The organism is Parabacteroides sp. KHUB-03 (genome assembly GCF_056640975.1).
Window position 1 is genome coordinate 3,443,579 of record NZ_CM153257.1, and the last position, 17,354, is coordinate 3,460,932.

The 17,354-nt window shown below is 31.0% G+C and carries 16 protein-coding genes; all 16 read right to left on the bottom strand.

All coding sequences use genetic code 11. The features are described 5' to 3' along the window. Positions 1-166: 166 nt before the first annotated feature. From ACYIB7_RS14710 to ACYIB7_RS14785, 16 genes are read right to left on the bottom strand one after another with little or no spacing between them, the layout of a single operon-like run. Positions 167-2,698 (bottom strand): YfhO family protein, encoded by a 2,532-nt coding sequence (locus tag ACYIB7_RS14710; protein WP_480337587.1) that lies wholly within the window; start codon positions 2,696-2,698, stop codon positions 167-169. A gap of 22 nt (positions 2,699-2,720) precedes the next feature. Further along, the gene (locus tag ACYIB7_RS14715; RefSeq protein WP_099464648.1) at positions 2,721-3,470 is read right to left on the bottom strand and encodes a glycosyltransferase family 2 protein; all 750 of its coding nucleotides are present in this window, start codon (positions 3,468-3,470) and stop codon (positions 2,721-2,723) included. Between the two features lie 10 nt (positions 3,471-3,480). Further along, a complete protein-coding gene (locus ACYIB7_RS14720; protein ID WP_480337589.1) occupies positions 3,481-4,746 on the bottom strand; it encodes a glycosyltransferase family 4 protein in 1,266 nt (421 codons plus the stop codon). Positions 4,747-4,756: 10 nt separating this feature from the next. After that, the gene (locus ACYIB7_RS14725; protein ID WP_480337591.1) at positions 4,757-5,695 is read right to left on the bottom strand and encodes a glycosyltransferase family 2 protein; all 939 of its coding nucleotides are present in this window, start codon (positions 5,693-5,695) and stop codon (positions 4,757-4,759) included. Next, positions 5,692-6,369: a class I SAM-dependent methyltransferase gene (locus tag ACYIB7_RS14730; RefSeq protein WP_480337592.1), complete on the bottom strand. Its 678-nt coding sequence runs from the start codon at positions 6,367-6,369 to the stop codon at positions 5,692-5,694. The genes ACYIB7_RS14725 and ACYIB7_RS14730 overlap by 4 nt, the downstream gene beginning before the upstream one ends. Continuing rightward, positions 6,366-7,313: a hypothetical protein gene (locus tag ACYIB7_RS14735; protein WP_480337594.1), complete on the bottom strand. Its 948-nt coding sequence runs from the start codon at positions 7,311-7,313 to the stop codon at positions 6,366-6,368. Before ACYIB7_RS14735 ends, ACYIB7_RS14730 begins: the two co-directional genes overlap by 4 nt. Beyond that, positions 7,313-8,002 carry a WbqC family protein gene (locus ACYIB7_RS14740; protein WP_480337596.1) on the bottom strand — a complete coding sequence of 230 codons (690 nt, stop codon included), beginning with the start codon at positions 8,000-8,002 and terminating at the stop codon, positions 7,313-7,315. The genes ACYIB7_RS14735 and ACYIB7_RS14740 overlap by 1 nt, the downstream gene beginning before the upstream one ends. 26 nt (positions 8,003-8,028) lie before the next feature. Beyond that, positions 8,029-9,033 carry a glycosyltransferase family 10 domain-containing protein gene (locus ACYIB7_RS14745; protein WP_480337598.1) on the bottom strand — a complete coding sequence of 335 codons (1,005 nt, stop codon included), beginning with the start codon at positions 9,031-9,033 and terminating at the stop codon, positions 8,029-8,031. Between the two features lie 9 nt (positions 9,034-9,042). Beyond that, complete coding sequence (locus ACYIB7_RS14750; RefSeq protein WP_480337600.1) at positions 9,043-9,696, bottom strand: LicD family protein; 654 nt, start codon at positions 9,694-9,696, stop codon at positions 9,043-9,045. 1 nt (position 9,697) lies between these two features. Continuing rightward, complete coding sequence (locus ACYIB7_RS14755) at positions 9,698-10,324, bottom strand: class I SAM-dependent methyltransferase (protein WP_099464656.1); 627 nt, start codon at positions 10,322-10,324, stop codon at positions 9,698-9,700. 20 nt (positions 10,325-10,344) lie between these two features. Next, complete coding sequence (locus ACYIB7_RS14760) at positions 10,345-11,454, bottom strand: DegT/DnrJ/EryC1/StrS family aminotransferase (protein ID WP_099464657.1); 1,110 nt, start codon at positions 11,452-11,454, stop codon at positions 10,345-10,347. Continuing rightward, complete coding sequence (locus ACYIB7_RS14765) at positions 11,451-12,185, bottom strand: FkbM family methyltransferase (RefSeq protein WP_099464658.1); 735 nt, start codon at positions 12,183-12,185, stop codon at positions 11,451-11,453. The genes ACYIB7_RS14760 and ACYIB7_RS14765 overlap by 4 nt, the downstream gene beginning before the upstream one ends. 2 nt (positions 12,186-12,187) lie before the next feature. Then, positions 12,188-13,375, bottom strand: coding sequence for a glycosyltransferase (locus tag ACYIB7_RS14770; protein ID WP_099464659.1), 1,188 nt, complete (start codon positions 13,373-13,375; stop codon positions 12,188-12,190). Then, positions 13,372-14,031 (bottom strand): class I SAM-dependent methyltransferase, encoded by a 660-nt coding sequence (locus ACYIB7_RS14775; RefSeq protein ID WP_099464660.1) that lies wholly within the window; start codon positions 14,029-14,031, stop codon positions 13,372-13,374. Before ACYIB7_RS14775 ends, ACYIB7_RS14770 begins: the two co-directional genes overlap by 4 nt. After that, positions 14,018-15,469: a lipopolysaccharide biosynthesis protein gene (locus tag ACYIB7_RS14780; protein ID WP_480337603.1), complete on the bottom strand. Its 1,452-nt coding sequence runs from the start codon at positions 15,467-15,469 to the stop codon at positions 14,018-14,020. Before ACYIB7_RS14780 ends, ACYIB7_RS14775 begins: the two co-directional genes overlap by 14 nt. Positions 15,470-15,476: 7 nt before the next feature. Continuing rightward, positions 15,477-17,354 (bottom strand): hypothetical protein, encoded by a 1,878-nt coding sequence (locus ACYIB7_RS14785; protein WP_480337605.1) that lies wholly within the window; start codon positions 17,352-17,354, stop codon positions 15,477-15,479.

Here is a 17,354-nt window from a genome sequence, read left to right on the forward strand (position 1 = left end):
AATAGATCTTTTATTTCATAGTTAAGTTGTTTTTTCATAGTTAAGGTCTTGATTATTATGTCCTACAAAGGAAGCGATTGTTTTTGAGAAATGCAAATTTTTTCCAAATTAATTTTAAAAATAACCTATCCACATTATTCAACAACAAATCATTTTCTTTTGATATTTATAAGTTTTCGTTATCTCTGAAAGGAGAATTTTTTTTTCTATTTATAATATTCCAAATAGAATAACCTACAGCAACAACGAGCAAAAGCAGAATAACAAATCCGCTATACGCTGCTACATTCGTAGCTATAATATACCCTTGTGGTTTAAACTCAAACACAATCTGATGCTCTCCGGCAGGTACTAATATACCTCTTAGTATCCAGTCCACACGGAAATGAGAAGCCGGTTTACCATCTATATATGCATTCCAACCCGGCTGGTAATAGATTTCAGAGAATACAGCCAATTGTTCGGATGAAGTGATGGAAGTATATACCAGCCTATTCGGACGATAACTATCCAGTTTGATCGTAGCCGTAGAATCCGGTTGTGGAGTAAATCCTTTCAGATCATCAGCAAAGCGCTTATCCACAACAGCTGTTTGCAAAGGATTAATTGTATTTAATGCAGCAATTTCGGCATCCGCATTCTCTACAATATCCACTTTATCTACAAACCAGGCATTGCCATAAGCAAACGGATTCACTAATGGAGGTTGCTCAGGGTTGTAAATAATATAACGGGTATTCAACATATTCAGGGAGTGGTTTGCAGCCAAAGCAGGCAATAGGTCATTCACTGTTTGCGCATTCTTAAGAGCTTCTATTGTTGTACCTATTTCACCTTGCAGACGATGATCTATCAACTCCTGATACCTCCTTAACTTAGCAGCATGATAACCGCCAATAGAATGATGATAGTAGGATGTATTAGTTTCCAGAAACGGATTATTCAGATTCAGTACACGATAAGAAGTAGTATCTTTCAGTATTTCCGTATCAGCAACCGAAGGCTTGAATATCTCTTTTGTCTTATTAGGACTCACAAAGTTACTATCATTCAGATAACGTTTATCTACGCCCCATAAATCGACAAGAATCAAAATTGCAACCCCAGCACTTACTATTATTGCAGCCGTCGGCTTATCCTTAGCCTTATTATACCAAAATAACAAACCAGCCCCTAACAAAATAAAGACCAATGAACGTAACGCATCAGAAGAAGCCAAAGATGCACGATCTATCAATAATGCATTATAGTACCAATCCGGCAACTGATATTGAGCATCAAAAGAAGAACGAAAATCAAGAAAGGCACTTGGCATTATCCAAAGAATCAATGATAAGCCACCTGTAATAGCCAAAGCTCCTATCATCCCATGCTTAAATGCTTTCGCATCCACATTATCAGATAATATCTCCTTCAACCCCCAAATCCCTACAATCGGGAATATCAATTCCGGTATAACCAAAGCAAATTCTACCGTACGAAACTTATTATATAGCGGAAGATAATGGAATAAAAACGTATTGAATGAATCAAAATTACGTCCCAAAGCCATCAGTATAAGAAACATTGTGCCGGCAAATACCCACCATTTCATAGGATTTCTAATCACAAACATTCCCAATACAAAGAGGAAGCAAACCAAAGCTCCAAAATAAACAGGTCCCGATGTAAACGATTTATCACCCCAATATGTAGGCGCTTGTACTTCCTTACCCACCTGAGCACCTTTCGCTTTCAGTTCTTTATACAATTCAGAATCGCTACCCAGCATTCCTCCGGAGCCACCACCATAGGCATTCGGTACAAGTAATGTCAACAATTCGCTTTTGCCATAACTCCATGCAAAAGCATAATCTTTATCTAATCCGGAAGATATCTTCTCACCACTCGGTGTAGTTGTAGTCAGTTCCGTAGCCCCACGAATAGAGTGTTGCCCCAGATCCCAGTTTACATACATTCCTCCTGCATTCGGCATTACAGCTACTATGACACAAGCAGCCATAATTCCCGTCGTTTTAGCAAGTTCTGCAAACGCTTTTTCTTTTACTTTCCAGACAGCATATCCCAAGTATATAAAGAGACAAATCAGTACTAAATAATAAGTCATCTGAATATGGCCATAATTTACAGAACAAGCTACTCCCAACAAGAACAGAGCAGCTCCCCAGAGCCACTTCTTCTTAAAGAGAAGAACCATTCCTGCTAACGTCACAGGCATAAATGCAATTACCCAAGCTTGTGTAATATGTCCGGCTTCTATAATGATAATATTAAATGAGGTAAATCCAAATGCAATAGAACCGGCAATAGCCAGCCATACATTTACTCCCATGATACACATTAAAAGATAAAAACATACCATTCCGGCAAAAACGATACCTGCATCATAAGCCCCCGGTTTCAACAATAAACCTGAAACAGTACTATAACTAGGTAATTGCGGAGCAGGATATCCATATCCCGAAACATACGGCATTCCCCCAAACATCGCATCAGACCAAGCACTAAACTCACCTGGTTGGGCTGTCTTTGCATACTTGTCCATTTGGCTATGGCCCATTCCTGCATGTTTTTCCATATCCCCCTGACGCACTTGTTTTCCTTCAAACACTGCCGGAGAGAAATAAACAGCAGATATGGCTAAAAACACGATTAGGGCAAGTACATGCTTACCCCATTTCTTCACTAAATCTTGCATATATAAATTATCTGTTTTCTTTTTAAACTCGTCCTTTAAACCATTTAGCAAAATAAAAACGAACAGCAAACCAACCATGCATTAATATAGTTGGCAATGTACCATAATATTTGCACATCACTTCATACCGTTCTTTCAACGAAGCCTTCCGTTGTACACTACTCATTCCTTCTTCCAGGAAATTCGATAAAATAAGATGCGTATTATAAACGCCTCTCGCCTCTTTCAGGCAACGGATGCACCAATCAAAATCGGCCACCAAACGATAATTCGTATTATATAACGGAGCTATCTCCCGTTTTGATATAAATGACTGATGACAAACCAGCATACCTTTGCGGAAACTCTTCCATGTTAATTTCCTCGGAGCATTCAAACGACGCATACCTAACGACTTTCCAGCCGCATCAACAATTGCAGTTTCCCCATAGATAACATCCGGTAATCGCTTTCTCTTGCTTATAGCAATTACAACTTGCTGTACTATATCCGAGGTATATAACGTATCACCTGCATTCAAGAACCAGACATAATCTCCCGTAGCTTTTTGCAGACCTTTATTCATAGCATCATACAGGCCTTTATCCGGTTCACTAATCCAGTGAGCAATACCAGATTCATACCTTTTAATAATATCAACTGTCCCATCTGTAGAAGCCCCGTCAATAATGATATACTCAATATTGGGGAATGATTGGCTAAGTACACTTAATATGGTACGCTCAAGCCATCGGGAGGCGTTGTAAGTGATGGTGATTATAGAAAATGTCATAAAAGCAATTTTATTTTCTTTCTAATAATGAATTATATAAAGAAAGATATTTTTCTGCAACAACCTTTTCAGTATAGTTCTCTTGCACCTTCTTCGCACAGGCCAAAGAAAGAGCTTCTTTATTTTCATTATCCAATACCCAACGAATGCCAGTAGCCAAATCATTAGCATCTTTGTATTTCGCTAAATATCCATTATGTTTATGATCAATTATATCTGTCTGGCCACTATTATCAAAACTAACGACCGGACACCCACAAGCCATCGCTTCCGTTATCGTTTGTCCAAATGTTTCATAAAAAGAGGGACATACAGTAACATCTGCAGCTGCATATAGCCGAGCAATTTTTTGAGTATCAGAAATAGACCCCAAATAAAGAACTTCTACCGGAAAAGAAGATAAAAAGGATATATCGCCCTTCATTCCTCCAAATAATACTAATAAAATATCATCTCTACATTCATTCGACAAAACACCTAATGCTTCTCGCAAAAAATCCAGCCCTTTTATCGGATCATCAATGCGGGCTGCTCCCATCAATACCACACGTTTTTGCATAGGAATTGATAATAACAAACGTGCATCCTTCCTAACCGTCGGATAAAATATTGCAGTATCTATAACATTCGGAATAACCGAAATATTTAGTCTTTTAGTAAGAGCACTTTTCTTCGCAAGATTTTTCAGCCAAGAACTCACAGCAACGATATGGATATCCGACTTTATAATAAAGCCTTTTCCTTTTAATATGCGATAAGATAAATCAATATTGCTTTTACTGTCCAAAAACTTACATTGACCACATGACAACATAAATTTATCACATCCCCATGCATAGTGGCATATCCCTGTACATGGCCACATATCATGCATTGTCCAGACAATAGGTTTACCAAGTTTTATCAACTTTCGAATATCTTTCAAGGAAAGAAAACCCTGATTAATCCAATGCAAATGAATAATATCTGCTTCTTGTACTAATGGATGCTTACTTATATCTGTACCAGTATTAGCTATTGAAACTTTAAATAAATCTTTCCGGTTAAAATGGTTACAGATAAATATTACCAGCCTTTCCCAGACAAAACGAAAAAAGTTAATCTTTCGCTTTACAAAAGAGTCATTCAATGATACAACAGAACAATTATCTGTTGTTTTATCACGTACAAGCATTTTCACATCTATACCTGCACTTTGTAAAGCATGCATGAGACGATTAGCAGCAACGGCAGCACCGCCAGTACGTTCGGAGGTGTTTAGGAAAAGGAGCTTCATCTAAAATAAATTATTTCTTGTGTTTCAATCTTTTCCAAATATAGTAAATCCACGTATATTTCAAATATTTTGCAATTAAACCTCCGTTTATTTTATCCTGAAATTTTCGATGATTTCTTAATATATCTTCATTATATCCTTTAAACGGAATAAATGTTGTCAATTGATTCCGTTCGTCTAGCTCTGGTTTTGTCCAAAAATAGTTTTTATCATTACAATGTATGCCAGTTCCGTCAAATCCCCAATTCTGTGTTTTTGAAACAACAGGAAAAACAGAACACATATCATTTTTAACCATATGATAATACCAACGCATATCGTCAGCTTCTATTTCTCCCTTCGAATCAGCTATCAAAATTCCCTTAATATAAAACCCAATAGATAAAAATTTTTTATATAAAACTTTATTCTTTTTCAATTCAAAATATCGATCATAATAGTTTTGATCTATTTTTTCATACCTATCTTTCCAAATTGCAAATCCCCACGGAGATAAACCATTATAAAAATAAACATCTTTATTATAATACTTTGGTATCCGAAATGGAGCCGTAAAAGCACATATACAAAAAACTTTCTTATCTTCTTTATAGAATTGTAAACCATCATTCAAATATTGTAAATAAGATGGAGCAACCAAAATGTCATCCTCCATTCCTATAAAAGAATCATGATTTTGCAAAACGATTTCAATTGCTTTTTTCCAAGAAGTACTCGGTCCTAAATTATCTTTCCAAAATAATAAATGTGTTTTCTTAAATCCTTCTATATGTTCAGCAAAACAACGAACTTGTTCAACTAATAAAATATCTTCTGATCTATATGCAGCATCAGATACAATATATAATTCAGAGTCTTTCGCTAAAGAATTTTTTCTTAATGCTTCAATCGCACGTTTAAAATGCTCTATTCTAGTATAAACAGTTATTATTATTGGAGCTATATTCATTTCGTCAATCTCATATCAAATTTAAAATGGCTATATGGAAATTCTTTTGGTTGTGGTAATATTTCCACATGACTAAAGCCACAATATCTTCCCATTTCTACCAAATCATTAGGTAAAAACCAATTTCCAATTGCAGGTGTTCCAGCTTTTAGATTTTTAAAATAATCAAATTTATAGCGCTCTGTATTAGCAAAAGACCATAATAAAGAACGATCAGGTATATCACCCACATAAAAAATTCCTCCGATTTTCAATGATTGAAAAACTTTTTCAAAAATATTTAATGCTTCTTGCTCATCAAAATATTGTATGCCTGCATACAATATTACAGTATCATACTGTAATATTGGCAAAGAAACATCATTAATATCTTTTTGTATTTTCTTTATCTTTGGAGAATTTATTTTTTCTAGTAATTGCGCTGAATAATCTACCGCCGTAACTTCTTCGGCTATTTCTGAAATTGGATTTGAAAATAAACCATTACCTGAACATAAGTCTAATACAATAGAAGATTGATGTAGATTTAACTTACCAAGAACATAAACAACTATTTTATTCCATAATTCTGATGAAATAGGACTTCCTTGGTAAGTATGTTCAACTTGCGCCAACAATGATTTTTTCTGAGAAATCTCACTACTATTCCAATGTTCCCTCCAATATTTATTCATAAATTTAATATATTAATTATGCGATCTAAATCTGAAATTTCTAGTCTCTGGTCTATAGGTAAAGCTAAAACATTTTTAGTCAAAAAAAACTCCATACTCTTTGGATTGCACCACTCCAAAACATTAGGCCAATAGGTTGCGACAAAAACATGTTTCGAAATTAACATTTCTTTCAACGATTCTCCTTCTTTGGACAAAAATGGATATACCATAGGAATCTCATTTGTTCCAATAGTAAAACTATATTCATTTTTCGAGCCTAATTTAGAACTTAAATATTCAAAATTCCGTTTTCTTACATTTGCAATACACTTATAATCAATTGATTTCATTAATGTTTCCGTTAATAAAGACATTTTTAGAATTGGTTGATCTATAAATTCTTCATTATTTTTAAAATCCTCATACCCCTGTTCTACACCTAAATCTATACGTTTTAATAAATGAGACATTCTATTTATTGAAATATCACAGCCAATATCCATTTTTAATGTTTCATCAATATACAAATAAGCTCCATCAGGAACACCAAAAAACTTTCTTGCAGAATAAAATGTATCTATACCTTCTACTGGTTGTGCATAAAAAGCCTGTGAATTATCAACAATTAAACGTCTTCCATAAACATTTTTGAGATTCATTATAGTTGAAGATTTTAATCCCCAATAATTAGTATACAAAAAAGCCTCATTTTCTTCTAATCTATACTCTTTGATCGGATCAAAGAATTTATTAATTGAATAAAATTCAACATCAATATCTACACGACGTAATGGTTCCAATAATACTTCACAAGTAAAATACGGAATATAAATTCTTTTATATTTTCGTACTCGAAGAATATATTCCAAACAGTTTCTCGCGAGATTTAAAGGTATAGCATTTCTATGATACGATTTTGCTCGTTTTAATTCAAGTTCAAAATATCCCCCAATTGCTTTCATTAAATCAATTTATACTGATCCAACATCTGATTTACTTCTACCGGAGAATTAAACATCAATAAGTCTAAGATTGATAGATTTGGAATAAAAATATCACCAAATTGTTTATAAGAAACCATTTCTGACTGAATAAACTTCAAATCAACATTATATTTATTAAAATCCTCTTTACTATATAGCTCCTGCCCTCCGACCGCATTTACATAAATACTTGCATTCAGTAATTTACAAATATGTAAAACTTTATCTTGCCCTTTCAATGACATATCTTTGGAAAGAGATGAAGATAATAATAAATTGGTTTGGATATTCAAATAAGACAATATTTCCCTAAATGAATTTGCTAAAAACGAAGCTAAATTTTTTTCTTGAAAATTGCAAATAGATTCAACAATAGGAAAAAAATCTTTATAATAGGGAGCCTTTGAATAATTCAAATAAATCATTTTCAAAAATTTCTTGAAATCATCTTTGATTTCTATTTCATTTATTAATTTATAAGGGCTTGGCGAATTCAATGTGATTGTAAACATTTTTTTTTCTCTATTTATCAAGAAATTATTACGATTTATCCACCCGCCTTTTATATAGTTGACATCATCATAAATGACATATTTATCAACCATTTTCATAAGTTGCCAATATCCTATATATGGAAAAAAATAAGGTTGCATAATACCAACTCTCATAATGCAGATTTTACAAAAATTTTATTTTATAACATATTATTTACTGATACTCTTTTTCCACAAAAACGCTTCAACTTTAATAAGAATATTTTTACTAAATTATCCTTAAATGACGATGACGGTTTTATACAAATATCTTCAATATCATCCTTTTTATTAATAAATCTATTATAATATTCAATGGCAGAAGGAAATATATTATACTGATACAATAATTTTTCCCTTGCTTTTAAAAGGTAAGGATATTTTTCTTTATATATAGTTTCTGCATTTTTTATAACATATTCAATTATAGATAATGAACTATCAATATCATTTATATCCAATTTTATAAAAGACTCTTGAGGAAAATAATCTTCAATATTTTGACATCCACAATAAACTGGAATAGAATACCCCAATATTGCATCCGCAATTTTCTCACTCCAATAATCAGGTATATTACAATTTTCTATACATATTGAAAACCTATATGGTAGTATTGCATCTGCTTTGTCAGCAACATATGAAATACCCGCTCCAAAAAAATCTATTTCAGATTCATAACGTTGTTGAACTTCCTTTAAAAAGCGGAGTCTTGCTTTATGTCCAGGTAAAAAAGCTCTACTTGATGTAATAAAAGAAATGTTTTTCGTTTTATGGTTAGGTAGGTCTATTAAATCATCAAAATTATATGTCACAATCTTTTTCTCAAAATTATATCCAAAATACCATAGTAATGATTGTTGTAATAGATGATTACCAGGATGAAGAAGATTTCTGTGGGAAGATATTATATGAGAAAACTGTTCAGTAAAATTTTGGGGATAAATTTTACATATAGGAGGTTCACCTGAAAAAAACATTGTTGCCCCTTTTTTACATTTTAATGTATAAATAGTATCTATTTCCTCATATACAATAACTAAATCCCAAATGATATTTTCTTTTGAGTTGTAAAAAAACTTGAACTCAGAAGGAAATATATTCTCCGAATATTGTTTAAAAACAAAAGAGACATCTTCATTAGATAATATATTGATATTTTTCATAATACAATATTAATGAATATCTAAATTCACAATCTTCCTTATCAAACGCTTAGTTTTAACGCCTAATATTGCGGACAAAAAGGTCTTTATTTTATTAACTTTACCCATTCCGTAAGGTTTTTTATCGACAATTGGTATTTTCCAGTTTTTCCCATAAAGAAAACACAATACTTTATGAGTATTATATGGAACTCTAAACTCTTCCCCTAAAAATTCAAGATATCCAAATCTATTAAAATATTTTTTTGGAAAAAATTGACCAATAATAGATACATATTTTGCCCCCATAACCCCATTTACTTTCTTTGGAATATAAACATCTATATAAACCTCATCTTTAATAAAAGAATATATCTTAAGATCTTCATCATAACGAACAAAAACAAAGCCTTTTTCTCGTAATATCGGTATTAAATTCAATAAAGATTCTTCATTAAACACACAAATATCTATATCTTCATCATGTTTAATAAAATTTCGTTCTCTTACAGCACCTAATAAAGTCCCAAAAAACAATGTAAACTCAACTCCTTCCCTATCTAATTCTTTCTTAAATTTTAAAAGATTAGTTTTCGCTATTTCTAGATTAAGAGGCTTACAAGGCAACTCTACATCTTTTTCAAAAAACAATTTGTGATTTTTGATAATAATTTCTATTTCCATTTTATATTTTCTTACAAATCAATCTCATAAAAGTCTGATCATCATTATTATATGGAGAGAATCCTTTTTTTTCTTCATTTAATACAATCTGAAATCCTATATCATGAAGCTTTGAACAAAACCTTTCATTATTTATAAAACGCCTATAATGATCTTCATATATATATGCGTCTCTCTCATTTGGCACAGGTATACCTTTTCTATATATTTCATTTTTTTGTCCTCTTACTTCTATAAAAAAATATCCACCCTTGCTTAAAGAGTTATAAGTCCATTTTAAAACATCATTTTCTTGATTCTCACTAATTGAATGCAGAGTGAAACGAGAATACACATTATTAAATATACCCAAATCTGATAAAGCTGTAAAATCAGCACACAAGAAATGCAAATTATGAGAATTATTATTAGAAATAAGCCTCAATATATCTTTCTCACATTGGTCTATAGCCAATGTACATATTCCCATTTCCGAAAAATAAACAGCATCACGTCCATTTCCACAACCAAACTCAACTAAAGTAGTCCCTTCTCTCAAATATTCGTTCATTACGAACTTTGCAAATAACGAAGGTTCTACACATCCCCTTTTATTCGCATAAAATTTTTCCCAATAATCTTTATTCATTATATTTCAAATAGTTAATATTATTTCGTACGTATATTAGATATTATATATGATACATCATTTGTGCTTAATTTATGATGCATAGGTAAACAAATGACTTCATCTGCTAGCTTATATGCATTAGACAAATTATAACGATTTGCAGACTCTAATCCTTTGTATGTAGAGAAAGTGCTAATTAATGGATAAAAATATCGGCGCCCATATATTCCTTTAGACTTCATTTTTTCATATAATTTATCTCTACTCATACCATATTTTTCCTCATTTATAAAAATTGGGAAATAAGAATAATTGTGTTTTACATCTATCAAATCATTAAAAAAACGAATTCCCAATATATCTTTTAGCCCCTCTCTATACTGAATAGTAATTTGTCGTCTTTTTTCTATAGCTTCATTTACATATTTAAGACTTAATAATCCATAAGCTGAACGTATTTCATCCATCTTTCCATTAATACCAGGTGCTACAACTATTGTTTCATCAGCATATCCAAAATTTTTTAGATAATCTATACGTTGCTTCGTTTGTTCATCATGGCAAACCAATGCACCTCCTTCTATTGTATTATAAACTTTCGTTGCATGAAAACTCAAAGTGGCCATATCGCCGGCATTTACAACAGAAACACCATCTTTTTCCACACCAAATGCATGAGCAGCATCATATATAACTTTTAATCCATATTTATCTGCTATTTCTTGTATCCTTTTTATATCACACGGGGTTCCATAAACATGTACAGGCATTATAGCCGTTGTTTTGGGAGTAATAGCAGCTTCTATTTTATCAGGGTCTAAATTCCCTGTCGATGGGTCTACATCAACAAATACAGGTTTTATACCATTCCACCAAAGAGCATGAGTTGTTGCAACAAAACTATATGGAGTTGTTATAACTTCTCCTGTAATACGTAGTGCTTGTAATGCACACATCAGGGGTAATGTCCCATTTGTAAATAAACTTATATAAGGCACTTTTAAATATTCACAAAGAGCTTTTTCTAATTCTTGATGATAATGCCCATTATTAGTAAGCCATTTACGATTCCATATATCCTGAAGATATGGGATAAATTCTTCTAATGGAGGGAGAAGGGGTGATGTTACAGTTATTATATTATTCATTTTCTAAATATAAAAATAAAATTTTCTCCTTTTATATCCAATATATAATCATATACAGATAATGTAGAAAAAACAGACTTTGCACATCCAAATTGCATTCTATCATGTAACTCTATAACCAAAGTGTTCACCAAGGGAAGCCATTGATGTGCCGTTTCATCAAAAACTTTTTTTTCTGCACCTTCTATGTCCATTTTCAGCAAATCAATCCTTGGATAATTATATCGACTCAATATTTCTGCTATTGTTATAGCAGAAATACTTGTACAAGTATTTGATTCTTTCACAGAAAAAGAATCAAAGTTTGCATGCACTGAATTAAAACTTAAAAAACAAGATTTATTCCAAACTGCCGCTTTTAGCAAATTTACATCTTTAAAATTCGCCGTATTTAATTTCAACAATTCAAAATTAGAATCTTCCGGTTCTATTGCTACAATTTTTGACATCGGCCATTTTTCTTTAAAATAGCAAGTTGCTAAGCCAATATTGGCTCCTCCATCAATTATATATTCAGGAGAGCATATATCTATTTCATATTGCTTCGAATAAAATATTTGTTCAAATATTCCTAAATCAGTGGTACCTAATCGAAAATAAAATTTTCCAACTTTTATAATCTTACCTCTCATACATGGAGGTGCAAAAAAAAGCAGAAATGATTTAAGCCCAAAAAATTTTATCAATTTAATTGATTTGATAAATTTACCCAATCGATACCTAAATTTCATGATTATAAAAATTTAAGATCCCTAAAAAGAACAAACCATTTTTCACCAACATTTTCAATATCATACTGCTTTACCTTCAATATTGCATCTTTAGCTATTTTAAACCTTAATTCATCGTCCTTAGCCAAACGAATCAATGACTTAGCATATAACTCCATATCAAAAGCAGGAATTATTACCCCATTTTTCCAATTATCTATCATATCATAAATGGCAGAAAAAGTATTAAATCCAATAGGAATAACCCCCATAGACATTGCCTCTAAAAAAACAGTAGGAAGTCCCTCTATTATAGAGGTCAAACATAATATAGATGCTCTGTCAATTAAAGGCCTTGAATCTACATATCCCTTAAATTCTACCCTTTCAAGATTATAATCTTCATACAACTTTTTACATAACGGCATTTGTATTCCATCTCCGACAATAACAAGTTTCCATTCTGGTATTTTGTATTGAATCTCCTTCCATATTTTCAATAATGTCATTACTGATTTTTCTATCCTTATACCTCCAACAAAAAGAATTTCTTTCTTTTTGTTCTCTATTGAAACATTACTTTTCAAAAATGAACTAGGAGCCAGCGAATTAGGAATAGCAAACACTTTATCTGATTTTTCTTTACCTATCATCGTTAAATATTCAGAAATATAAGATGAAGATAAGACAACTATTGCGTCGTGTAAATTATACGCCTGTTTATTTTCTTGATGAAGTTTTTTTTTCAACAAGATTAAATACAATTTAGGAAATACTTTTACAATTCTTTCTTTCAACGAACTTGGCCGATAACCTGAATCAGGATTCATTAAACAATATTCCTTTAATTGAAGAGAATGGTTTGGACAATTATGTATTAATTCTATCAACTTAACATCAGGATATGCATTTTTTATTGATATAAAAAATGCACCTATCTTCCACACTGGAAGATAAAAATTAAATACTATTTTTATCTTATTTAGTTTCATATAGTTTACTATTGCAGAAACATTTCTCTGCGAATTAAAACTATATGCATCTGGCAATTGTAATCCGTTAATTACTTCTTTCTCTTTTTTATCTAAATAGCAGAAATGCAATTCACTAGGATATCCTTTCTTATTGAACCATAAAACTAATTGTTTATAGAACCAATAAAAACTATCATCTTCACTAAAAGGAGTATAATATAACAGTAATATATTCATTTCTTACAAACCACTACATAATTCAAAGTATAATTATCATTAAAATATTTCTTATCCATAAAAACAAAAAACTTATTTGATAAATACAGAAACCATTTCTTAATAATATTAAGAAATGGTTTCCTTGGAACAGGGAAAAACAATCCTAAATTTATCATCTGCCCAATCATCGCCCATTTTCCACCATTTGAATAAATCTCTATATCACGAAACCCTGCTTCTTCTAAATAATTTTTTATTCCATACTTCGTAAAACGGTGAAAGTCATAAGGAGCCAAATGGATTGGCCAAACTAACGGAACAGATATAATATAGACTCCATTGGGCTTTAATAGCCTAAAACTTTCAGAAATACATTTTTTCGTATCAAATACATGCTCCAATACTTGCGTAGAAATTATAGTATCAAACGATTCATTTTCTAAAGGAATGTCTATAGCATCACATACTAAATCAACATTATTTTCCTTCGATTGGACAAAATCACAACCATAATATGTATCAACATATTTTTCTAAATTACACAAATAAGGTTTACTCCCGCATCCTATATCCAGCAAATAGCCTTTAGCATATTTCTCAAAACATTTAAAAAGTATTGGATGAAGAAAATAAGAGGTAATATAGTCAACATCAGAAAGTTTATTTTTTTTCATAAAATCTATTTTTAATTAAAAATATGGATTCTCTTAAGATTTTTGATCCTAAAACGTAATTTAAGCCAAGATAAATAATTGTAGAAAAAGCAATTTTAATTCCAATCAAAAAATAAATATTTATAATTTTTCTTGTCAACAAATATACTAAAAAGATTGTCACTAACATTATAAATAAATATGTACCAATATCTATAAATACCTTTTTCATTGATAGTACAATTTCCTTATTCACACAATGATGCCAATACAACAATGATAGCAAAAAGCTAGAAACATACATAACGACCATGACTATTATACCCCATTTAAAAGCAATCAACACAGAAACTATTTGTAATATTCCCTGAAATATGCTTCCCCTCAAATAAAGATCTGAACGACCATAAACTATTAATAATTGATTATATAGAATTTGTAAAAATAAAAATGCACCCCATATCGACAATATTTGTAAAATAAGAACAGACGGCAACCATTTTTCACCGAGTACTATAAAAACAAACTCACGCGCCACAAATGCCAACCCCAACATTACAGGAAAAGAAACAAATGCACCAAAACGACACATTTTACGGAACACATTTACTTGGCGTTCTCTATCATTAGAAACCTCTACTAAGACAGGTTGGGCAACAGCACTAAACATTCCCCATAAAGATTGACTACCCATAACAACCCACTTCTGCCCTTGAGTAAAATACCCAACATCTGTAACTTTATAAAATCGTCCTAATATTACAGGGAAAATATAAATATTTAATTGTTGAAATATATTGGTAAAAAATAACTTTAAGCTAAAAGAAAACATATCTTTTAGTGGTCTAAAATTAATTTCAAATGAAGGTTTCCAAGGGGCGAAAATAAAACGGAGCAAAGCTCCACCGCAAATAAAAGTCATACTTTGAAATACTAATGCCCAATAAGCACAACCTTTCATAGCAAGAGTTATCCCCACTATACCAGATAAGGTCATAACAGTAATATCAATTTGAGCCTGTCTTTTTACCATTAACTTTTTAAATAATACTGTATAAGAAACTCCCGCACATCCATTAAAGAAAAAACTTAAGAAAATAACCCTAGCTAGATTTGTCAACTCTGGCTGATTATAAAAATTAGAAATTAAAGGAGCACAAAAGAATAATATAATATAACAAGCCAAACCAACAAAAAATGAAAACCAAAATACAGCATTATAATCTTCATGAGTTGCATCCTGTTTATTAGTCAAAGCAATTGTAAAACCACTATTTATAACCGTACTCGCTAATCCAGAAAAAATAGCCAACATCCCAACCAAACCATAATCTTCTGCATTTAAAACACGAGCTAAGTAAATACCAAATAGTACTCCCAATAACTGTTGCACTCCATTACTCAATCCTCCCCAAAAAAGTCCTCTTGCAGTTTTTTGCTTTAATGTTTCTTCTGTCATCTTATCCCTACTTGATTTTGTAAAAACATTCTCCACTACCTTTATCTTCAGCAATTAAAATTAAATGAGAAAGAAACCATTTAGAAGGAGTAGCACTTTTATATATACGTATATATTCTATATTATTATTTCTAATAAAATCAAGACGAATTTCGTCATCCGATATCTCTGGCAATTCTGCTTTCCGTTTGTTATAATAGTCCCTATAAGGAGTATGGTCTGTAGACCATCTTGCTTCATTTTCTCCTTTATTTATAGAATAATGAATAACATTATTATGATAATAGTCCAAAATATCAGGAATAGTAATGGCATCAACAACACCTGAGACATAATTACCACCACTTCCTAACCTTATATTCTCTCCTATATAAAAACCTATATGATATTCTTCCTGGCGAGGAATTTTTTCTACTATTTTTGCATTATAATCAGAAGCAACAGGACGCCACGGTATTAAATCCATTTTATATTGAATAATACTTACAACCAAGGATATAATACAAAAAAAGTATAAAAGATAACGCTTAAATAACATAGTATCAAATGTAATAGTGATAAGGAAAGTTGATACAATAACAACAAAAACAAAAATAGGGATAGTGCCATTTACAAATTGGGTTGCATCATAATTAAAAGGACGCATAATTATACTCATTGTTATTGTCACAAAACACAAAAGAAAATATATCATACTGTATGTCTTTAAGACTTTTCTCAAAAATATTTTATTTAATATAAAAATCACTATTACAAAATGAATATAAGCTATTACATACAATATCGGTTGAGTTATATAAAGACGCAATAAGTCCCAATGAAAAAGTTCTGCCCAATGAGTCGAACGAGGAGGAGACTGCAATACATAAATTAAATATAATACCAAAACACTAATTAAAGGAAACCAATATATCCAATCTATCTTACGCTTTTTGTATGTATTAAATAATAAAATTACTCCCATTGTACCCCAAACAGCAACTAATGGTATAATATTTAGTATCGGTATCGACAATAATGTGAAATATGCAGTCTCTTTTTTCTTATATATGTATAATACTAATGAAGTAAACAGAAATAAAAATATTGGCAACATTTTAGGATAACTTAATCTATATGTACTACCTTTTATCAAAGGTGTTATTCCTGAAAGAAAAGGAATTATATCCGCTAATAATAATGCTATAAATGCAAACAATATATATACAAATGTTATTTTTTTTCTTTTTTCAATTATTGCCAATAAGGATATAAATATCAAAGAATTAAAAAACATAGGGAGTGAGACCATATATGAAATCACGGCATTTAAACCTGTAAATTTATATAATAAAACATTCGTCCATAATTCAAAATAATGATATGGAGATGGAGCTATATACTTGAAAAAATTATATTCCAACAAGCCATTCTCATAACCTTTACCTAAAAATTGAGAAACCTTTGCATAGTAATCCAGATCATATGAAAATGGCACAAACAAGCCATTTTCAAAATCTATAATCCTGTACATGAAGAACAGAAAGAAGGGAATATTAATTGAGCATATTATAACAGAATAAATACCCCATGAAGATGTATAAGTTTTTTTTACTCTTATTGAAACATATCCCTTTTTATAGAAAAACCAATATATAATAAATAAAAACAACAAAACCCAATTTACGGTTAATCCTTTCGTTATGACAATTGAATATATAGTTATAATACCACTAAGTCCTAAAACAGAACATGTTAAAATTGAAAATGCAGAAATAGGTTCTTTTATTTTAAAACAATAATACTTAAGAAGCCATCCTGCTACAAATACAATCATTAACAGAACATTCGCAAAAACATAATACAACAGCAACGTACTTGCAGAAATAGGTAAATTTAAATTCAC